Raw genomic sequence first — 19,458 nt, forward strand, 5'->3', positions numbered from 1 at the left:
CTCCGTGGTGCGGGGGCGTGTGGCCCGGTCGGCCGGTTCAGAGCTGCCCGTTTCCCCGGCCCCCGGCAGCTACTTGACCTTGCCTGGTCCGTCGAGTCCGCCGGTGCAGGGTGCGCCGGGCTCCGGGGCTGTCTTCGCGCTCCGGTATTTGGCGATGAATTCTTTGACCCGCGGGTCATCAGCGCCCGCGGCCTTCAGCTGCACGCCCCAGGCGGACGCGACGACCGGTGAGGCAAGCCCGGTGTACGGGGAGAGAATCGCGTAGGTCGAGGGGATGTCCTTGCGCAGTGTGTCCAGTTGTGTGCCGCTGACCGCCTGCGGATCATAGGTCACCCAGACCGCCCCGTGCTCCAGTGAGTGGACCGCGTTTTCGTTGGGCACCGGTTCGCTGTAGACGGCGCAGTTGAGCGGAACCGCCGAATGATCCCCGCCCACGGGCGGGCTCTGGGCGTACTTGACCGGGGCCGTCACATGGTTGGAGCTCAGCCCCGAAAAGGTCTGGACCCCATTGATGGCGGCCGGCGGGCTTTTCGGCAGCGTGCTGATCACGGCGAAGACGACCAGGCCCGCCGCCAGGGCAATCCCGACAGTCCAGGCGGTGATAATGAGGAGGAGCCGGTTGCGCCGGGATCTGCGGTGCTGGAGTTTGAAGCCGGCCAGCTTCTGTTCGATCTGCGCCGCCCGCTGCTGCTTGAGCGTGGGATTGCTGGCGGCGGCCGGCTCCGCCTGCTCGGATTTCTGGCCGGCCGTCCCGACCGGCCGGTCAGGGTTCTTTGATCGGGACATTCCCTGAATCCTTTGCTTGACGGGCACCGGGCATCCGGCGCTGCGGTCAACGCCGGCGGGCCGGCATTCCTGCACCAAACCTAACGTACTTAGGTAATTAGGTGCAATGCCGGGGCCTATCTCCTATCCTTGATAGGACACCACACGGCCGAGGAGGCAGCATGCCAAAGTTTGGCGATCTGGAGAGTGCCATCATGGAGCAGATCTGGCGCGCGGACGGCCCGCTGCTGGTCCGGGAGGTCCTCGAGGGCCTGGACCGGGGGCTTGCCTACAACACGGTGCACACCGTGACGGAGATTCTGCACCGCAAGGGCTGGCTAACGAAGGAACGCGAGGGCCGGGCCTTCCGTTATGGAGCAGCCGCGGGCCGGGAAAAGTACGTTGCCGGACTCGTGACGGAAGCCCTCTCCCTCACCGATGACCGGACGGCAGCCCTGGTCGGCTTCGTCGAGGGGATGCGGCCCGAGGAGGCCGACGAACTGCACCGCCTGCTCAGCGCGGCGAGGGAACAGGACGTGCAGGCATGATCGCCGCGTTGTCCCTCCTCGGTTACGCCCTGGCCCTTGCCGTTGCCGGACCCCGGCTGCTGCAGGCGGCGTCCTGGGCCGACAGGGCACCCAGGCTGGCCATCGCGGCGTGGCAGGCCCTCACCGTCACTGTCCTGGCCTCCGTCGCCCTCGCCGGTCTGGCCCTGACCTTCCCGACCGTGACCGTCAGCGGCGACCTCGCCGAGCTGCTGCGGGCCTGCGTCATGGCCATCCGCGAGCAGTACGCTTCCCCCGGCGGGGCAGCGGCCGGTGCCACCGGCGCCGTCCTGTCCCTGGCCATCCTCGGCCGCACCGTGTGGTGCATCGGTGCGGGACTTGCCGGCATGGCCCGGGAACGCGCCCGCCACAACAGCATTCTTGACATCGTCGGCCACACCGACACAGACCGCGGCGTTGTGGTCCTGGACTCGGCTGAACTGGCCGTCTACTGCCTCCCCGGCCGGCGGCGGCGCACCGTCGTGACAACAGGGGCACTGCAGGCACTGGATGAGGCGCAGCTGGACGCGGTCCTGGCCCACGAACACGCCCACCTCGCCGAGCGGCACGACCTGATCCTGGGCCTCGCCCGTGCGCTGGCGTCGGCCTTCCCCGCCGTTGCGCTCTTCCGGACCGCCGCCGACGAGACGGCCCGGCTGATCGAACTGCGTGCCGATGACGCCGCCGCCGCCCGGTCCGGCCGGCTCACCGTGGCCGGTGCGCTGCTGGCCGTCGCCTCCGGCGGCATTGCACTGGCCCCTGCCGTGGCGCTGGCGGCAGGAGGCCACGGGGCCGCGGCCCGCGTGCGCCGGCTCATCCCGCCGCACCAACCCCTGGGCAGTGCCAGGACCGCCGCCGGCTCCTTTGCCGTGGCCGCGCTGTTCGCCCTGCCGGTGCTCCTGCTGGGCGGTCCGGCAGCTGCCGCGGCCGGCCACAACCTCTGTCCCGACGCGAACGTCTCCGTCAGCAGTTCCGCCCTCTAAAGCCAACCGCTAAAGCCAGCCGCCCGGTCCCGCCGCTGGACACCGCCGGCCCATTCTCCTAAACTCCTTAGGAGTATAGTTTTAGATGCGTCGAGTGGTGAAGGGCGAATGTCCATGGAAGATCTGCTGTTCGGCGGGACGCTGCTGACCGCGTTCCTTGGCGGTCTCGTGGCCCTGCTGGCCCCGTGCTGCGTCTCGGTGATGCTGCCCGCGTATCTGGCCACCGGCTTCCGCCGCCGCACCGGCATTCTGGCCGCAACCTTCGTCTTCGCCGCAGGGGTGGCCACCGTCATCGTCCCGATCGGGCTGGGGGCAACCTTCCTCGTCAGTCTGGTCTCGGGCCAGCACGTGCTGGTGTTTTCGGCCGCCGCCACGGCCATGCTGGCCGGCGGGACCGCGATGCTGTTTGGGTGGAAGCCGCGGCTTCCGATGCTGCCGGGCCGGGCGCCCACCCCGGGGCAGGGTTCGGTTCGGTGTACGGGCTCGGAGTGTTTTCGGGGGCCGCCAGTTCCTGTTGCGCCCCGGTGCTGGCCGGCGTCGCGGTGCTCTCCGGGGTGACCGCCTCGTTTCCCGCGGCGCTGGCGGTGGCGCTGACCTACGTTCTGGGCATGGTCGCGCCGCTGGCTGTCCTGGCCCTGGTGTGGGACCGCAGGGACTGGAGCAGGAGCCGGTGGCTGCAGGGCCGGCAGGTAACCCTCCGGCTCGGCCGCCTGCGCCGCACGATGGCGTTCGGGACGGCCGCTTCGGCCTTCCTGCTCATCGCGATGGCCGTACTCACCTACGTCCAGGCCACCCTGGGCCCGGGCATGGGATCTGACGGGGTATTCCTGCAGATCACCGCCGGGCTGCAGCACGCCGCCGCCGTCATCGCCGCAGCACTGGGCTGGCTGCCCGGCTGGGTCCTCGCCGCGATGCTCACGGCGGGCCTCCTCTACCTGATCTCCCAGGCACGGCGGCACGCCGGACCCCCGGCCGGCCCGCAAAAACCCGTCGATGACGCCCCCGTCGATGACACTGAAGCCGGCCCCGGAAACGACTGCTGCGCCCCCGACACGACCGCCGAGCCCATTCCCGCAAAGGACAGCCGATCATGACCACCACCAAAGGCCGCGACCCCAAGGCCCACCGGGTCCGGGGAACGAACCGCCGCTGGCTCCTCTGGACCCTGGCGGCGGCAGCCCTTGTCGTCATCCTCGTCGCCCTCTACGCCATCTTCTCCGGATCCACCGCCCCGAGGAACGCCGGGTCCGGGAAGAACTACGGTGTCGGCCAGCCGGGCCCCGGCCAGGCCGCGCCCGCATTCACCCTGGAGGACAACAGCGGCCGGCAGGTGTCCCTGGGTGACTACAAGGGAAAGAATGTCCTCCTGTACTTCCAGGAGGGCCTGACCTGCCAGCCCTGCTGGGACCAGCTGAGCAGCCTTGAAAAGGACAGCACCAAGGTCAAGGCCGCCGGCATCGACGCGGTCCTGTCCATCACGACCGATCCTGCCAACCTCGTTGCCCGCAAAACCCGGGACATGGGCCTGACCACACCTGTCCTTTCCGATCCCAGCCTCACGGTGTCGGAGAAATACAGTGCGAACCGGTTCGGGATGATGGGCGCCATGAGGGACGGGCACAGCTTCATCCTCGTCGGCCCGGACGGCACCATCCGGTGGCGGGCCGACTACGGCGGCGCCCCGGACTACACGATGTTCGTTCCGGTCGACAAGCTGCTCGGTGACCTCAAGGACGGAAGCAGGCCATGATCACACTCACCCTGCTGACCCGGGCCGACTGCACCTGGTGCAGCGACGGCAAGCAGCTGCTGGCAGGGCTTTCCCGCGAGTTCCCGCTCAGCGTTGACGAGGTCGACCTGAACAGCGACCAGGGGCGCGCCCTCGCGGCCGAGCACCGCCTCCTCTTCGCCCCCGGACTCATCGCCGACGGCAGGCTCATCGCCCACGGCCGGCTCTCCGCACGCGCGCTCCGGCGCGACCTCACCCGACTCCGCCCCACCCCCTGACCGCTAAGGACATCCCATGGAACAGTTTTTCCTCATCCTTCCCGCCCTGGTCTGCCCCGTCGGTATGGGCCTGATGATGTGGCTCATGATGCGCGGCCGCGGCCGCAGCGAACAGCCCGCCACACCCGATCAGGAACAGGAACTGGCCAGACTGCGGGCCCAGATCGAGGCCCTCCGCCCGGCGCCGGCAGACTTCGACGGGCGCCACCCGGCACCGCGTCCCGGCGGGAACCCCGCCGCATGAACACGGTCCTGATCGGACTGGCGGCCACCGCGGCGGCCATCGCCCTGACCTGGTTCTTCTGCCTGCGCCCCATGCGCCGCCAGGCCGGTACCACGGGCGGCACGACGGGCGCAGGGTGCTGCGCCGGCCCGGCGCAGGGCATCGATGACCGGATCCTGGCCGCCCGGGAAGAACTCGCACAACTGCAGAGGGACCGCCCCGGCACCGGCGGCGACGTCATCCCCCCTCCCCGGCGTGAAGCGTAGGGCCCCCCGGCGAACGCACCGTCTCGGCCGTGCCGCCGCACTGCTCGCAGCCACGGCGGGGCTCGTCTTTGCCGGACTGCTGTCGGCGGTCCCTGCTTCCGCGCACTCCAACCTGCTCTTCACCGCACCGGCCGCCGACTCGACCGTGGCCACGGCCCCCGAGACCCTGACGCTGCTATTCGACGAACCGGTCACCACCGCCGGGACGCCGGTGACACTGGTTGGCCCGGGCGGCAGCCGGAGCCCGGGCGCTTCCCGGCTCACCCATGAGAACCGTGCCCTGGAAATACCCGTTCCCGGCCCGGGCGGCCCGGGCATCTATACCGTCCAATGGCAGGTCACCGCAGGCGACGGGGACGTCATGAGCGGCAGCTACCGCTACGCCGTGGGGCCCTCCGCCGCGGCCCTCGGCGGCGGGCAGACCACCGACACCCAGGGCTCGTGGCAGACTACCGTCCTTCGTGCACTGCTTTTCGCCGCCCTCGCCCTGGCAATGGGCGAACAAGCCGGAACCCGGCTGCTTGCCCGGCTTCGCGGCGCCCCGCCCGGTCCGCGGCCGGTCACGGCGTGGGCCTGCCTGGCGGGTCTGGCCGCCGCCGCCGGGCTGGCCGTGTTGCTGCTGGGCAACGGCTCCCTGACAGCAGGCCTCACCCGTCCCGTCCCGGACGCCCTGACCGGCAGCCGCCCCGGGATCCTGACCCTTGTCCAGATCAGCGGATTCGCCCTGGCAGCAACCGCGGCCGTTGCACGCCGCCCGGCCTGGCTTTGGCTGCCGCTGGCAGCCGTGATCGGCGCCGAGGCCCTGCGCGCGCACCCGCAGCTGGCCGACCCGTTCCTGGGCATCCCGCTGACGGTACTGCACCTGGCCGCGGCCACCCTCTGGACCGGGATGCTCGTCCACATCCTGCGCACCCTCATCCGCTGGCGCCAGCAACGGGACCTGGCCCGGGATGCACTCGGCGCCTATTCACGGACTGCCGTGTGGCTGTTCACCGCCGTCGTCCTCACCGGCCTTGGCTCCGCCCTGATGCTCGTCCCGCCTGACAGCCTCCTCACCACCGACTACGGACGGGTCCTGCTGGCCAAAACGGGACTGGTCGCAGCGGCAGCCGGGCTTGCCCTGGCCGCCCGCCGGCTCCTGGGCCGGAAGTCCGCCCTGGAAAAAATCGGGCGCCCCGCACGGGCCGAAGCAGCCGCCCTGTCCGCCGTCCTGATCGTGTCCGCGGTGCTGACCGTGCTGCCAGTGCCCGGCAGCGCGGACGCGCCCCTGGCGTTTCCGCCGCCCGCCACGGGCCCGGTCGTCCCGGCGGCGGCCCTGGCCGGGGAGATCGGCGTCAACGCCCGTGCCAGCTCCGGCCAACTCGTCATCCAACTGCTGACCCCCGAGCTCACCGACGCCTCAGGAACAACCGCCTCCACACAGCTTGGACTCTCCGGCTCCCTCGCCGGACCCGCCGGCGAGACCACCGACCTGACGTTCCGAAGCTGCGGGGAAGGCTGCTTTTTCAGCCCCGCAACGTGGCACGACGGCACTAGCCGCCTCACCGTCACCCCGACATCCGGCATCTGGAACGCGAAACCCGCCGCGCTGGCCATCACCTGGCCGGCCGTCCCTGCAGAGGACCTGCTGCGCGAAGCGGTGACGGCGGTGAAGGCCGTCCCGGCCTTCACCCTGCACGAACTGGTCACCAGCGACACCGCCCGCGGCCTAGGAACACCGCGGTCCTTCCAGACCACCGGCACGGACTTCATCCGGCGCGCCCTCTACGCCAGCGGCCTCGCCACCACGGCCACCCGGCTTCCCGACGAGGACGGCAACCGCCGCCTCGTCCTGTCCTACCCGGCCGAGAACGCGGTCCTCGAACTCACCCTGGCCCCGGACGGACGGATCCTGCACGAGACGCAAACCGCACCCCACCACCTGGTCACCCGCACGCTCATCTACCCCGAACCCGAGGCCCATCATGACTAAGCGCCCCGCACCTGACAGGCGTTCGCCGGCACGACACCTCGGCGGCGCACCCCGCAAACCACAGACGGGGGTCCCGGCATGACGATCGGCGGCTATTTCGCGGAAACCGTGCAGAGCGGCATCCTGCTGATTGCGCTTCCGCTGGCAATGATCGCAGGCCTCGTCTCCTTCCTGTCGCCCTGCATCCTGCCACTGGTGCCCGGATATCTCGGATACGTCTCGGGCCTGACCAACCCGACACAGCAAGGCAACCGCCGGCGCGTGCTGACAGGAGTCGGGCTCTTCGTCCTTGGCTTCGCCGCCGTCTTCACCCTCTATGGGGCCGCCTTCGGCGCCATCGGCACATGGATGGCCCGCTGGCAGGACACGCTGATCCGTGTCCTGGGCATCGTCGTGATCCTCATGGGCCTGGCACTGGCCGGGAAGCTGCCCTTCCTTCAGCGCTCCGCGAAGATGTCGTGGAAGCCCGCGTCGGGCCTGGCCGGCGCACCCGTCCTGGGAGTCGTTTTCGGTCTGGGCTGGACCCCCTGCATGGGCCCGACCCTGGCCGCGGTCCTGGCCCTGAGCACCACCACCGGCGACCCGTGGCGGGGAGCGCTGCTGGCCTTCGCATACTGCATGGGTCTGGGCATTCCCTTCGCCCTGGTCGCCCTGGGCGTCAGCTGGGTCACGCGCGCCCTGGCCTTCGTCCGGCGCCACATCCGGGCGTTCAACATCGCCGGCGGCCTGCTCCTGGCGCTGCTGGGCGTGCTGATGGTCCTGGGAGTGTGGACCTCATGGATCTACCAGCTGCAGAACCTGGCCGGAACCTTCAGGACACCCGTCTGAAAGGCAATCCCGTCCAGACGGCTGCGAACCTATCCACGGGGTGGCCTGAACCGCTGTGTATACCCTAGGGGGGTAGGGTATCGTTGAGTGAAAAGGAGGATCATGAGCGAACAGACTGATGAACACCTGGGCCACGGCTACACCTCGGACAAGGAGGCGTACCAGCGCCGGCTCAAACGCATCGAAGGCCAGGTGCGCGGCATCGCCCGCATGATCGACGAAGACCAGTACTGCATCGACGTCCTTACCCAGGTCTCCGCCGTCACCAAGGCCCTGCATGCGGTGAGCATCGGATTGCTTGAAGAGCACATCGCCCACTGCGTCGTCGGAGCCGCCAACGAGTCCAGGGATACCGGTAACCCCGCCATCGTGGGCGACAAGGTCAAGGAAGCCACCGACGCCATCGGCCGGCTGCTGCGCTGACGCCGGAGCTGCCTGCACAAAGAAGAAGGAATGATCATGGAAACCACTGTCAACATCTCGGGCATGACCTGCGGACACTGCGTCGCCTCTGTCATCGAGGAGCTCACAGCCGTCGAGGGGATCGACGGCGTCGACGTCGCGCTGAACAAGGGCGGCATCTCCCGGGCTGTCGTCACATCATCGGAAACCGTCGACCCGGCCGAGGTCAGCGAAGCCGTCGCCCAGGCCGGCTACACCGTGGTCTCCGCCGACGCCTGACCGGACACCCACGCACCAGGAAAGCAGCCACAGCATGGATACCGAGACCGTGTTCACCACACCGGAGACCCGGATCGTGGACCTCGACGTCGAAGGGATGACCTGCGCATCCTGTGTCAGCCGGGTTGAACGCAAACTCGGCAAAATCGGCGGTGTCACCGCCACCGTGAACCTGGCACTGGAAACCGCCCGGGTCACCGCCCCTGCGGACGTCACCGACGAACAGATCGTCGACACCGTCAACGCCACCGGATACAAGGCAACACTCAGGACAGCGCCGGGCCGACCGGCCACCAGGTCCGCCCAGACCCCGACCCCGCCAGCCACCGACAATGCCCCGGCCGCCCGGCCCGCCGGCCTGCTTCCGCGCCTTGTCGTCGCGGCAGCCCTGAGCGTCCCCGTGGTGGTCATCTCCATGATCCCTGCCGCCCGGTTCCCCCACTGGGGGTGGTGGGCCCTGGTACTTGCCCTGCCGGTCGTCACCTGGGCGGCGTGGCCGTTCCACCGGGCAACGGCAGTCAATGCCCGGCACCTGGCCTCGACGATGGACACCCTGGTCTCCATCGGGATCTCGGCCGCGTTTCTCTACTCGGCGTGGGAGCTCATCACCAATCCCGGGCTCACCGCAGACCCGGGTACCCACGGCGAAGGCCCCGAAGTCTACTTTGAAGTCGCCACCGTCATCGTGACGTTCCTGCTGCTGGGCCGTCATCTGGAAGCCCGCGCCAAACAGCGGGCAGGCGATGCCCTGAAGGCGCTGCTGAACCTCGGCGCGAAGGACGCCACCGTGCTGCGCGACGGGGTCGAAACGACCGTCCCCGTTGACGCCCTGGTCACCGGAGACATCTTCGTCGTCCGCCCCGGCGAGAAGATCGCCACCGACGGCGTCGTCACCGGCGGGCAAAGCGCCGTCGACACCTCGCTGATAACGGGCGAATCCCTGCCGGTGGAAGTCGGCCCGGGCGACAAAGTCACCGGAGCCACGATCAACACCAGCGGCCGCCTGTTCGTCACCGCCACCCGTGTGGGCAGCGAGACCATCCTGGCGCAGATGGGCAGGCTCGTCAGCCAGGCCCAGAGCGGCAAGGCACCGATCGCCAGGCTCGCGGACCGCATCAGTGCCGTGTTCGTCCCCATCGTCCTGGGCATCGCAATAACCACCTACATCCTGTGGTCGGTTCTCACCGGCGACACCCAGGCGGCCTTTACCGCCGCCGTGGCCGTCCTCGTGATCGCCTGCCCCTGCGCCCTGGGCCTGGCGACCCCCGTGGGCCTGCTCACCGGCACCGGCCGCGGGGCGCAGCTGGGCATCCTGATCAAAGGCCCGCAGGTACTCGAGGACACCCGCACCGTCGACACCATCCTGCTGGACAAAACCGGAACCGTCACCACCGGCCGGCTGTCCGTCAGCACCGTGACGCCCCTGTCCGGGCTCGCCAAGGAAGACGTGCTTGCCCTGGCCGGCGGCGTTGAAGCAGGCAGCGAGCACCCGCTGGCCCGCGCCGTCGTGACCGCGGCCTCCGCCGCAGGAACGCTTGCCGAAGTGACCGCCTTCGCCAGCTCCCCGGGAGGCGGCGTACGGGGCACAGTCAACGGCCAGACGATCACCGTCGGCCGCACCGCCTGGCTGGAAGAGAACGGCATAAACCCGTCACCACGCCAGCTGGCCCTCCTCAGAGAAGGACAGAACGCCGGAGCCACGGCCGTCTGGGTCGCCGTCGACGGTGACCCGGCCGGACTGATCAGCCTCCGCGACACCGTCAAGGACGGATCACCGGCAGCCATCCGGCGCCTCCGGGAACTCGGGCTTCGTCCCATCCTGCTCACCGGCGACAATCTTCCCGTCGCGGCTCAGGTCGCCGCCGCCGTCGGCATCGATCCCGACGACGTGATTGCCGATGTCCTGCCGCACGAGAAGGTCGAACAGGTCAAACAGCTGCAGACGTCCGGGGCCACCGTCGCGATGGCCGGAGACGGCGTGAACGACGCCGCAGCACTGGCCCAGGCGGACCTGGGCATTGCCATGGGATCCGGCACAGACGTGGCAATCGAGGCAGCCGACCTGACCGTGATGGGAAACAGCCTGGGCCAGGTCGTCCAGGCCATCGAACTCTCCCGCCGCACCCTGGCCACAATCAAAATGAACCTGTTCTGGGCCTTCTTCTACAACGCCATCGGCATCCCCGTGGCCGCACTGGGGCTCCTGAACCCCATGATCGCCGGAGCCGCGATGGCAGCGAGCTCAGTGCTCGTGGTGGCCAACTCGCTGCGCCTGCGCAACTTTGCACGCTGAGGCGCGGTCCGGTTCACTCGTTGCGTCCAAACCTCAACGCTGGAAACACACCTAAAGAAACATACGGACATCGGCTTCTGAAAACGCCCCGCTGCTCGATTCCGGGCCTTCTCGGAATAGTTCGATATCAAGAGGGCCAAGGGACGCTCCTCCCCGGGGTTGCCCCGATGCTGATGCGCTCCTTGGGCCTGGGGGAATTCAGCGGAGAACTTGCATTGGCCTGGGTTCTGGTTAGAGGTAGCTGCAGATGCGTTCGGGTTCGCAGGAGGCGGGGTACCAGGCGGCCGTGGCGTGATGGAATTCGGCGACGGTTGCGCGCAGTGCGGTGAGTTCTGCGATCCGGGTATCGAGGTCGCGGAGCTGTTTGGCCAGCAGATCCTTCACGTGTACGCAGGGGGCCTGGCCGATGTCCCGGACGGAGAGGATGCCACCGATCTGGGCCAGGGTCAGTCCGGCGGTGCGGCCGCGGCGGATGAATTCCAGCCGGCTGACCGTCTCGTGGGTGTAGTCGCGGTATCCGTTCGGTGTCCTGTGGGCGGCCGGCAGCAGGCCGCGGTCCTCGTAGAACCGCAGTGTCTTGGCCGTCATGCCGGCGGCTGCGGCGGTTTCGCCAATACGCATCATGCACTTCTTGTCCCGGGGAATTCCCCCTTGACCTTCCCCCGTGGTGGAAGGTGCAGACTGGGGGCAGGCCCATACACGAGGCACCGTCGCGGGCTTTGCAGGACGGCGCCGCCGTACGACTTTGGAGGAATTCATGTCTGAACCAACACCTGATTTTGATCTGGCCGTCATCGGCTCCGGCGGCGGAGCGTTCGCGGCCGCGATCCGGGCGACCAGCCTGGGCAAACGGGTCCTGATGATCGAGCGTTCCACCGTCGGCGGGACCTGCGTGAACACCGGCTGTGTTCCCTCCAAGGCACTCCTCGCCGCGGCAGAGGCCAGGCATGTTGCCCTGGACGCGTCCGGCCGGTTCCCCGGCATCAGCACCTCCGCCGGGGAAGTGGACATGGCCGGGCTGATCGGCGGGAAGCGTTCCCTGGTGGAGACGATGCGTTCGGATAAATACGTGGACCTGATCGCGGACTACGGCTGGGAGCTGCGCCAGGGCAACGCGGTGTTCGCCGGCACCCAGGACGATCCGGTCCTGGAAATCACCGGAGGCGACGGGACCCGGGAATCCGTGAGGGCCGCGCACTATCTGGTCGCCACCGGGTCCGCCCCGTGGGCGCCCCCGATCGAAGGGCTGCAGGACACGGGCTACCTGACCTCCACGACCGCGATGGAACTCCACGAGGTCCCCGAGTCCCTGCTGGTCATCGGCGGCGGGTACGTGGCACTGGAACAGGCCCAGCTCTTCGCCCGGCTCGGGTCCAAGATCACCATGCTGGTCCGAGCCCGCCTGGCCTCGGCCGAGGAACCCGACGCCTCGCGCGCCCTGATGGGCGTCTTCGCCGACGAGGGCATCCGCGTCGTCCGCCGGGCGAGCGTGTCCGCGGTGCGCACCGACCCGGCCTCCGGCGGGATCGTCGCGACCGCGGCCGTCTCCGGCGGGCAGGAGGACTTCCGGGCCGCCAGGCTGCTGGTCGCCACCGGACGCCGGCCGGTCACGGACGGCCTGAACCTGGCCGCGGTCGGCGTCAAGACCGGGGACGGCGGCGAGATCCTGGTCAACAGCCGGCTGGCCAGCTCCAACGCACGCATCTGGGCCGCCGGGGACGTGACCGGACACCGCGAATTCGTCTACGTCGCAGCCTCCCACGGTTCCCTGGTGGTGGAGAACGCCTTCAACAACGCCGGCCGCGAGGTCGACTACCGGCACCTGCCCCGGGTCACCTTCACCAGCCCGGCCCTGGCCGCGGTCGGGATGACCGACCAGGAAGCCAACGAGGCCGGCATCCGCTGCGAATGCCGGGTCCTGCCCCTGGAGTATGTGCCCCGGGCCCTGGTGAACAGGGACACCCGCGGCTTCATCAAGATCGTCGCCGACGCCGACACCGGGCGGATTGTGGGAATCACCGCCGTCGCGAAGGACGCCGGGGACCTCGCCGCCGCCGGGGTCTACATCCTGGAAGCCGGGATGACCGTGGAGCAGGTGGCAAACCTTTGGAGCCCGTACCTGACCATGGCCGAAGGGATCAAGATCGCCGCCCAGTCCTTCACCACCGACATCTCCAAACTCTCCTGCTGCGCCTCCTGATCCCTGCCCCTTTTCACACTGGAAGAAGACCCGCCATGAGCAATAACTTCATCGACCTCACCGACCGTCTGACCTCACCGGACACCGGCATCGAACCCGCCCTCTGGCTGCCCCTCCTGCACCTGCTGGCACAGGGCGAGCCCGTGGGCATCGGGGACCTGGCCGCCGTCACCGGCCGGACCGTGCCGGAAGTCAGCGCCGCGCTGGCCGCGGTGCCGGACACCGAGTACGACGGGGACGGACGCATCATCGGGCAGGGCCTGACCCTGCGCCCCACCCCGCACCGCCTGGAACTCGCCGGCGAACAGCTCTACACCTGGTGCGCCCCGGACACCCTGATCTTCCCGGCCCTGCTCGGCACAACCGCACGGATCGAATCAACATGCCACGCCACCGGAGTCCCGGTCCGGCTCAGCGTCGGCGCGTCCGGCGTGACCGGCGTGGAGCCGGCCACGGCCGTGGTCTCCCTGGTCAACCCCGAGGACATGAGTTCGGTACGGTCGGCGTTCTGCAACCAGGTCCACTTCGTCGCCTCAGTCGAGGCCGCACAACCCTGGCTCGACGCCCACCCGGGCGGCTCCGTCGTTCCCGTCGCCGAAGCCCACCGGATCGGCACGGCCATGGCCGGGTCCCTGCTCGATGAAATCCTGCCCGCACAGCCTGCCGCGCCCGGAAAGGGCGCACACGGATGCGCCTGCTGAGGACCCGCCCGGCTCCAGCAGCGGGCAGCCACCCGTCCCGGGCCCGCCCCGGCCACTGACCTGAAAGGCCTCCGCCCCCATGACCATCGCAAAATCTGTACTGCTTTTCATTCTGGCCGACGTTGCCGAGATTGGTGGCGCCTGGCTGGTCTGGCAGGCCGTGCGGGAGGACAAGTCGTGGTGGTGAGCAGGGTTCGGGGTCATCGCCCTTGGCATATATGGATTTGTTGCAACGCTTCAGCCTGACGCGCACTTTGGCCGTATCTTGGCCGCCTACGGCGGAGTGTTCGTGGCCGGGTCTCTTGCATGGGGGATGGTTTTGACGGTTTCCGCCCGGACCGGTGGGATGTAGTCGGCTCTGTAGTCTGCCTTGCTGGTGTCGCCATCATTATGTTCGCACCGCGGAACGCCGGATGAAATGCGACGAGCTGCAGGACAAGTGCCTCACGCTCCGAGGACGGCGCACCAGCCTCAAGGCACCTGTCCGGTGAACATCATCTGACCGGCCGCCTGTCGCGGAGCAGCTCTGGACTTGGATCCCGCCTGATTTCGGTCCAGAACATGGCCGGCCAGAAAGGCTGGCCGTTGTTCATCATCGGGGCTGGACTGCCCAACCTCCCTGGACAACTCAGCGCCACGAGGTCATACTCAGAGCGCCTCTTCGACTACCGCACCATCGGAGCCCTTGACCACGCGTCGGCAGCTGACGCCATCAGCCTCCCGATGAATCGGCTGGGTGCGCACGTGGATGCAGATGCCCTTCGGGCTCTCGTGACGGCAGCCGACGGGTATCCCTTCTTCCTGCAGGCCTACGGCAAGGCCGTTTGGGACGTATCTTCCAGGAGGACAGTGAACATTGACGACGCCCGACTGGCCATCGAAATAGGGACCGAACAACTCGACGCAGGCTTCTTCAGGGCACGCTGGCAAAGGGCGACACCGGCGGAACGCCAGTATCTGCGCGCCATGGCCGAAGACCATGACGAAGCCTCGTCCACCGCCCAGGTGGCCTCACGGCTTAACCGGGCAGCGAACCAACTGACCGTCGCCCGATCCAGCCTCATCTCCAAAGGCCTGATCTACGCCCCGGATCATGGTGCCGTCCGCTTCACAGTTCCCGGCATGTCGGGCTTCATCAGCCGCCAGTTCGAAGAGTAGCCAGACGGGAAGGCCGGAACCGGTTCGCAGGGGCCGGCCGCGCACGCCCGGGAACTGCCGGGCCGGCGGCCGCACGGCTGGGTCGCCCATCGTTCCTTGCGCTTTGCCCACCTATCGGAGCGGTTGGCTGAGACTTAGCTGTCGCTGCTTAGTGAAAACTGACCCCATAGCGCCGTTTGAATCTTGACCCCTCCGGGGTTGGATTGAGGATGATCATCATGGAAGATTGGGCAGAGATCCGGCGGCTGCACCGCAGCGAGCATCTGGGGATCAAGACCATCGCGCGTCGGCTGGGTTTGGCGAGGAACACGGTCCGGGCGGCGTTGGCGGCCGCTACGCCTCCACGCTATGAACGGCCGGGCAGGGGTTCCCTGACGGACGCGGCGGAACCGCGGATCAGGGCGTTGCTCAAGGACGTGCCGACGATGCCGGCGACGGTGATCGCTGAACGCATCGGATGGGAACATTCATCAGCGATTCTGCGCGCGAAGGTCGCGTTGCTTAGGCCGGAGTACCGTGGTGTCGATCCGACTGACCGGACCGAGTACGTGGCCGGGGAACGGGTGCAGTGTGATCTGTGGTTCCCGCCGGCAGTGATTCCCCTTGGTGCGGGGCAGACAGGAACGCCACCGGTACTGGTGATGGTGCTCGGGTTCTCCCGGATGCTCGCGGCGATGATGATCCCGTCCCGGCAGACCGTTGATCTGCTCTGCGGAATGTGGGCACTGTTGAGTGTTTTCGGCGGCGTGCCCAAGGAACTTGTATGGGACAGCGAGAGCGGTATCGGACGGAGGAACAAACTCACCGAACCGGCCCGGTCCTTCGCCGGGATCCTGGGGACCAGGATCTACCAGGTCGCCGTGCGGGAGCCCGAACATAAAGGCATCGTTGAGCGCGGCAACAACTTTTACGAGACCTCGTTCATGCCCGGGCGTGCCCTTGCCTCCCCGGCGGACTTCAACACCCAGCTCGGTGCCTGGCTACCCGGGGCCAATTCCCGGCTGGTGCGCCGGACAGGGGCCAGGCCCGTTGACCGGCTGCCCGCGGACCGGTTGGCCATGGCCGTCCTGCCTCCGGTTGCACCTCATCTGGGGTTTGCCGACCGCGTGCGGCTGCCGCGGGATTACTACGTCCGGGTCCACGCCAACGATTACTCCGTTGACCCGGTGGCGGTCGGACGGATGGTCGATGTCGCCGGGACGCTGGAGCGGATCCAGGTCCGCCTCGAGGGCCGGCTGGTGGCCGATCATCCGCGGTCCTGGGCGGTGCATCAGACCATCACGGACCCGGCCCATAAGGAATCGGCGGGCAGGCTGCGCACCGAGTACTGGAAGGCGAACCACGCCCGTCCTGCCCCGCCGCCCACCGATGTCAGCGCCCGGGCACTGCCGGACTACGACGCGCTCTACGGGATAGATTTCAGCCACCGCACCGGCGCCGCTTCGAGCGTTCCGGCGCTGTCATGACGACCACTGCCGAACTGTCCGCCCCGGCGGCCGGACAGCCGGGCCCAGGAACTGCGGGAGCCGTCAAGCCATCGGCGCAGTTGGCGTACCTGGCCAGGGCGCTGCGGGCGCCGGTGGTCGCGGAGGTCTATGAACGTCTCGCCGAACGTGCCAGGGCGGAAGGCTGGGCCTACGAGGAGTACCTGGCCGCCGTGCTGGACCGCCAGGTCAGTGCCCGGGCGGCCAACGGCACCCAGCTGCGGATCAACGCCGCGCATTTCCCCGCACGGAAGTCCCTGGAGGAGTATGACTACACCCACAACGTTGGACTGGCCAGGCAGACGATAGCCCATCTGGGCACCACGTCCTTCATCGATGCGGCGGAGAACGTGATCTTGCTAGGGCCGCCGGGAACCGGGAAAACACACCTGGCCATCGGGCTCGGCATCAAGGCCGCCCACGCCGGGCACCGGGTGCTTTTCGATACGGCCGCAGGCTGGATCAGCCGACTGCAGCAGGCTCACGCCACGGGTGAACTCCCGACCGAACTGGCCAGGCTCGCCCGCTACCCGCTACTCATAATCGACGAAGTAGGTTACATCCCGTTCGACGCCGATGCCGCGAATCTGTTCTTCCAGCTTGTCTCTTCCCGCTATGAGCATGCGTCCCTGATTCTGACCTCGAATATGACGTTTTCCCGGTGGGGAGAGGTTTTCAATGACGACATCATCGCCGCCGCGATGATTGACCGCCTTGTCCATCACGCCGAGGTCGTGCCCCTGAAAGGGGACTCCTACCGGACTAAGAACCGGCGCGATCAGCTCGCCAGTACAACCATCAAGGACTAACAAAACTACAGACCCTGGCCCCGTCAAGGGGTCAATTTTAGAACAGCAAAAAGGGGTCAATTTTAGCCAAGCATTGACATTAGCTGTCGGGCGTGGAAGTCGAAGTGAAGTGTGGGGTAGGCGTAGACGTCGTTGAGTGTCATGGTCGGGGCGAAGAACGGATCCCACCGGTCCGGGAACGGCATCGATCTTGATAGCGACGTGGGGCTCTCGCGTTCCAGCCGGCGGGTGATGGCGGTGATGGTTTTTTCGAGTTTCCGGCCCATCCGTTGCCTGTTGTAGACGAGGGATGCGGCCCGGGATCCCCCAGTAGTTCACGACGTCAAACGGGCGCGTTCCGGCGTTCAGGCCGGCGGCGAAGGCTCTGCCGACTGGCTTGGGGAGCCCGCTGATGACATGGACCATCGGAAGCAGGGTGCGGACGACCATGTATCCGAAAACCATGTGGAAGAGCAGTTCTTCGTTGGTCCACCGGGTTCCGTTACTCCTGCGCCGAAGATCCGCGGCCGTCGCGCTCTCCAGCCAGGCGTCGAGGGCGTGGCGGGCGCGGCTGTATCCGGCCTGGATTTCGGCCTTGGCTGGTTCCACGTCTTGCCGTCCCCTTCTTCAGGCCTGGATCCCGCTGCGGTCCGGGTGTGTCGGCGATTCGCTGCACATGTCTTCATTATGGGTCGCGACAGGGCGGCGCCGGAGCGTTTGACTGCAATAGGGGCAAAGACAGTATTCGCCGGTCACTTGAGAGGCGGGGCCGGACACGTGGCTGTTCAGGTGGCGGGGGACCGGCGTTCGATCAGGACTGTGTCGCGCCAGTGCCCGTTGAGCGGCCCGTGGGTCATCCTGGCGATGCGGTGCCTGCGCCCGACGACGACGTAGCCGTTGGCGAGGTGGAGTTTGAGGCTGGCTTCGTTTTCGGGGAAGACGCTGGCCTGGATGGTCCAGATCCCGTCACCCTCTGTGGATTTTGCCAGGGCCCGCAGCAGCGCTGCGCCCAGGCCGAGCCCGCGTGCAACGGCTGCGATGTAGACGGAGTGTTCGACCACGCCGGAGTAGACGGGGCGGGCGGAGACGGGGGAGACGGCAGCCCAGCCAAGGATCCTGCCTTCTGCGGTTTCGGCGACGAGCCGGTGGCGGGGCAGTCTCGAGTTGTTGAACCGTTCCCAGTCGGGCGCCTCCGATTCGAAGGTGGCGTGGCCGGTGGCGATTCCTTCACGGTAGATCCGTTGGACGGCCGGCCAGTCGTCGTCGCGCATGGGACGGATCGTGACCGCGGACTGTTCCGGCGCGGTCACAGGGTCGCCAGGAGTCCGGCCGTCTGTTCCAGGGCCCCGGGGACCAGGGAGTAATAGGCCCACGTGCCACGCTTCTCGCGGTGCAGCAGCCCGGCCTCAACCAGGATCTTCAGGTGGTGGGAGACGGTGGGCTGGCCCAGGTCCAGCGGACCGGTCAGGTCACAGACGCAGGATTCACCGGAGGCCTCCGCCTTGACCATGGAGAGCAGCCGCAGCCGGTTCGGATCGGCCAGCGCCTTGAAGACCAGGGCCTTCTGCTTAGCCTCCTCAGCGCCCAGGGCAGGCATTCCTGCCGGGGCGCAGCAGGCTTCATCCGTGGCCGGTTCGAGGATAGGCAGCGAGTTCATGTACTCATTATGCCCTGATATTGACAATCATCAATGTATGAGCCGCAAGGCCTCGGGTCGGGGGCGACCCCGGCGCAGGCCCTGTTCATGCGGAGACGCACCCTGGTCGGCCCGCCAGATGCCGGCGATGGCTATGAACTGGCCGTTTCGGCACTGTGCCGGAGAACGACGTCGTCAGCGGTGCGGGCCGCGGAGGGGAACAGGGTGAGGAGGAGGCCAAGGCCTACGGCCGCGCCGACCAGCTGCGCCACGACGAAGCCGGGAACGGAGGCCGGTGCGATGCCGGCGAAGGTGTCACTGAAGATGCGGCCCACCGTCACGGCAGGGTTCGCGAACGAGGTCGAGGACGTGAACCAGTACGCGGCCCCGATGTAGGCGCCCACCGCCGGAGCGGCGAGGATGCCACGCTTGGTGGCAGCCAGGGCGAAGATGAGCAGGATGAGCCCGGCGGTCGCGATAACCTCGCCGAGCAGATGCCCCGTGGTTGCGCGCTCCTTGGTCGAGATGGAGGTGCCCACCTCAAACATGGCGTTCGCGACCACACTGCCGCTGATGGCACCGACGGTCTGCGCAATGACATATGTGCCGAGCTCCGGCAGGGTCAGCCCGGAGCCGCTGCGTCGACCCAGTATCCAGTCGGCGAGGGACACCGCGGGATTGAAGTGCGCGCCGCTGACGGGCCCGAGCACCAGGATCAGCGCCGTCAGGCCCAGCACCGTGGCGGTGCTGTTCTGGAGCAGCTGCAGGCCAAAGTCATTGGGGGAGAGCTGCTGTGCGGCGATCCCGGAGCCGACGACGATCATCACGAGCAGGCTGGTGCCCAGCAGTTCGGCAACGGCACGACGCCACAGTGGCGGCTGGTTAGAAGTCATGCCAACAGCTTGACCCAAAGAATTAACTCAGTCAA

The 19,458-nt window shown here is 68.0% G+C and carries 24 protein-coding genes and 1 pseudogene; 19 read left to right on the forward strand and 6 right to left on the reverse strand.

The annotated features are described in order from the left end of the window. Positions 1–69 precede the first annotated feature (69 nt). Entirely contained in the window at positions 70–786 is a 717-nt protein-coding gene (locus ACVWZ8_RS15985; RefSeq protein WP_456505154.1) for a DUF3105 domain-containing protein, read from the reverse strand. A 161-nt stretch (positions 787–947) separates the two neighbouring features. Here ACVWZ8_RS15985 and ACVWZ8_RS15990 point away from each other — a divergent pair, with 161 nt between their 5' ends. From ACVWZ8_RS15990 to ACVWZ8_RS16050, 13 genes are all read left to right on the forward strand, one after another. Then, positions 948–1,313, forward strand: coding sequence for a BlaI/MecI/CopY family transcriptional regulator (locus ACVWZ8_RS15990; RefSeq protein ID WP_456505155.1), 366 nt, complete (start codon positions 948–950; stop codon positions 1,311–1,313). After that, positions 1,310–2,293 carry a M56 family metallopeptidase gene (locus ACVWZ8_RS15995; RefSeq protein ID WP_456505156.1) on the forward strand — a complete coding sequence of 328 codons (984 nt, stop codon included), beginning with the start codon at positions 1,310–1,312 and terminating at the stop codon, positions 2,291–2,293. Before ACVWZ8_RS15990 ends, ACVWZ8_RS15995 begins: the two co-directional genes overlap by 4 nt. A gap of 114 nt (positions 2,294–2,407) precedes the next feature. Beyond that, positions 2,408–2,851, forward strand: a complete 444-nt coding sequence (locus tag ACVWZ8_RS16000) for a cytochrome c biogenesis CcdA family protein (protein WP_456505157.1) — start codon at positions 2,408–2,410, stop codon at positions 2,849–2,851. Next, the gene (locus ACVWZ8_RS16005) at positions 2,818–3,387 is read left to right on the forward strand and encodes a hypothetical protein (RefSeq protein ID WP_456505158.1); all 570 of its coding nucleotides are present in this window, start codon (positions 2,818–2,820) and stop codon (positions 3,385–3,387) included. Before ACVWZ8_RS16000 ends, ACVWZ8_RS16005 begins: the two co-directional genes overlap by 34 nt. Then, complete coding sequence (locus tag ACVWZ8_RS16010; protein WP_456505159.1) at positions 3,384–4,043, forward strand: peroxiredoxin family protein; 660 nt, start codon at positions 3,384–3,386, stop codon at positions 4,041–4,043. Before ACVWZ8_RS16005 ends, ACVWZ8_RS16010 begins: the two co-directional genes overlap by 4 nt. Then, positions 4,040–4,300, forward strand: coding sequence for a hypothetical protein (locus ACVWZ8_RS16015; protein ID WP_456505160.1), 261 nt, complete (start codon positions 4,040–4,042; stop codon positions 4,298–4,300). The genes ACVWZ8_RS16010 and ACVWZ8_RS16015 overlap by 4 nt, the downstream gene beginning before the upstream one ends. Before the next feature lie 16 nt (positions 4,301–4,316). Beyond that, on the forward strand, positions 4,317–4,544 hold the full coding sequence (locus ACVWZ8_RS16020) for a hypothetical protein (RefSeq protein ID WP_456505161.1): 228 nt from the start codon (positions 4,317–4,319) through the stop codon (positions 4,542–4,544). Next, positions 4,541–4,789 carry a hypothetical protein gene (locus ACVWZ8_RS16025; RefSeq protein ID WP_456505162.1) on the forward strand — a complete coding sequence of 83 codons (249 nt, stop codon included), beginning with the start codon at positions 4,541–4,543 and terminating at the stop codon, positions 4,787–4,789. The genes ACVWZ8_RS16020 and ACVWZ8_RS16025 overlap by 4 nt, the downstream gene beginning before the upstream one ends. Continuing rightward, positions 4,779–6,761, forward strand: a complete 1,983-nt coding sequence (locus tag ACVWZ8_RS16030) for a copper resistance CopC/CopD family protein (RefSeq protein WP_456505163.1) — start codon at positions 4,779–4,781, stop codon at positions 6,759–6,761. Before ACVWZ8_RS16025 ends, ACVWZ8_RS16030 begins: the two co-directional genes overlap by 11 nt. 78 nt (positions 6,762–6,839) lie before the next feature. Further along, the gene (locus ACVWZ8_RS16035) at positions 6,840–7,589 is read left to right on the forward strand and encodes a cytochrome c biogenesis CcdA family protein (RefSeq protein ID WP_354243820.1); all 750 of its coding nucleotides are present in this window, start codon (positions 6,840–6,842) and stop codon (positions 7,587–7,589) included. Between the two features lie 102 nt (positions 7,590–7,691). Then, positions 7,692–8,012, forward strand: coding sequence for a metal-sensitive transcriptional regulator (locus tag ACVWZ8_RS16040; RefSeq protein ID WP_456505164.1), 321 nt, complete (start codon positions 7,692–7,694; stop codon positions 8,010–8,012). Between the two features lie 36 nt (positions 8,013–8,048). Continuing rightward, entirely contained in the window at positions 8,049–8,270 is a 222-nt protein-coding gene (locus tag ACVWZ8_RS16045) for a heavy-metal-associated domain-containing protein (protein WP_456505165.1), read from the forward strand. A 34-nt stretch (positions 8,271–8,304) separates the two neighbouring features. Then, the gene (locus ACVWZ8_RS16050) at positions 8,305–10,563 is read left to right on the forward strand and encodes a heavy metal translocating P-type ATPase (protein WP_456505166.1); all 2,259 of its coding nucleotides are present in this window, start codon (positions 8,305–8,307) and stop codon (positions 10,561–10,563) included. A gap of 231 nt (positions 10,564–10,794) precedes the next feature. On the opposite strand, the gene ACVWZ8_RS16055 is transcribed toward ACVWZ8_RS16050, so the two are convergent. Next, on the reverse strand, positions 10,795–11,184 hold the full coding sequence (locus tag ACVWZ8_RS16055) for a heavy metal-responsive transcriptional regulator (protein WP_456505167.1): 390 nt from the start codon (positions 11,182–11,184) through the stop codon (positions 10,795–10,797). A 136-nt stretch (positions 11,185–11,320) separates the two neighbouring features. Here ACVWZ8_RS16055 and merA point away from each other — a divergent pair, with 136 nt between their 5' ends. The 6 genes and pseudogenes from merA (at position 11,321) to istB (ending at position 16,915) form a co-directional block, all read left to right on the forward strand. Further along, positions 11,321–12,763 carry a mercury(II) reductase gene (gene merA / locus ACVWZ8_RS16060; protein WP_456505168.1) on the forward strand — a complete coding sequence of 481 codons (1,443 nt, stop codon included), beginning with the start codon at positions 11,321–11,323 and terminating at the stop codon, positions 12,761–12,763. Positions 12,764–12,798: 35 nt separating this feature from the next. Continuing rightward, positions 12,799–13,464: an organomercurial lyase MerB gene (merB, locus tag ACVWZ8_RS16065; protein WP_456505169.1), complete on the forward strand. Its 666-nt coding sequence runs from the start codon at positions 12,799–12,801 to the stop codon at positions 13,462–13,464. Positions 13,465–13,543: 79 nt separating this feature from the next. Then, positions 13,544–13,881, forward strand: a pseudogene (locus ACVWZ8_RS16070) (YnfA family protein). 144 nt (positions 13,882–14,025) lie between these two features. Next, positions 14,026–14,622, forward strand: a complete 597-nt coding sequence (locus ACVWZ8_RS16075) for a hypothetical protein (protein ID WP_456505170.1) — start codon at positions 14,026–14,028, stop codon at positions 14,620–14,622. Between the two features lie 209 nt (positions 14,623–14,831). Next, positions 14,832–16,088 (forward strand): IS21 family transposase, encoded by a 1,257-nt coding sequence (gene istA / locus ACVWZ8_RS16080; protein ID WP_456505171.1) that lies wholly within the window; start codon positions 14,832–14,834, stop codon positions 16,086–16,088. Further along, positions 16,085–16,915 carry an IS21-like element helper ATPase IstB gene (gene istB / locus ACVWZ8_RS16085; protein ID WP_456505172.1) on the forward strand — a complete coding sequence of 277 codons (831 nt, stop codon included), beginning with the start codon at positions 16,085–16,087 and terminating at the stop codon, positions 16,913–16,915. Before istA ends, istB begins: the two co-directional genes overlap by 4 nt. Before the next feature lie 62 nt (positions 16,916–16,977). On the opposite strand, the gene ACVWZ8_RS16090 is transcribed toward istB, so the two are convergent. The 4 genes from ACVWZ8_RS16090 to ACVWZ8_RS16105 all read right to left on the reverse strand — a co-directional run bounded on the left by ACVWZ8_RS16090 (position 16,978) and on the right by ACVWZ8_RS16105 (position 19,423). Further along, entirely contained in the window at positions 16,978–17,181 is a 204-nt protein-coding gene (locus ACVWZ8_RS16090; RefSeq protein ID WP_456505173.1) for a hypothetical protein, read from the reverse strand. A gap of 498 nt (positions 17,182–17,679) precedes the next feature. After that, positions 17,680–18,204: an N-acetyltransferase family protein gene (locus ACVWZ8_RS16095; protein ID WP_456505174.1), complete on the reverse strand. Its 525-nt coding sequence runs from the start codon at positions 18,202–18,204 to the stop codon at positions 17,680–17,682. Beyond that, complete coding sequence (locus tag ACVWZ8_RS16100) at positions 18,201–18,551, reverse strand: ArsR/SmtB family transcription factor (protein WP_456505175.1); 351 nt, start codon at positions 18,549–18,551, stop codon at positions 18,201–18,203. Before ACVWZ8_RS16100 ends, ACVWZ8_RS16095 begins: the two co-directional genes overlap by 4 nt. Before the next feature lie 131 nt (positions 18,552–18,682). Beyond that, on the reverse strand, positions 18,683–19,423 hold the full coding sequence (locus tag ACVWZ8_RS16105; RefSeq protein ID WP_456505176.1) for an aquaporin: 741 nt from the start codon (positions 19,421–19,423) through the stop codon (positions 18,683–18,685). Between the last annotated feature and the right edge of the window lie 35 nt (positions 19,424–19,458).

This window comes from Arthrobacter sp. UYCu723 (genome assembly GCF_054059215.1).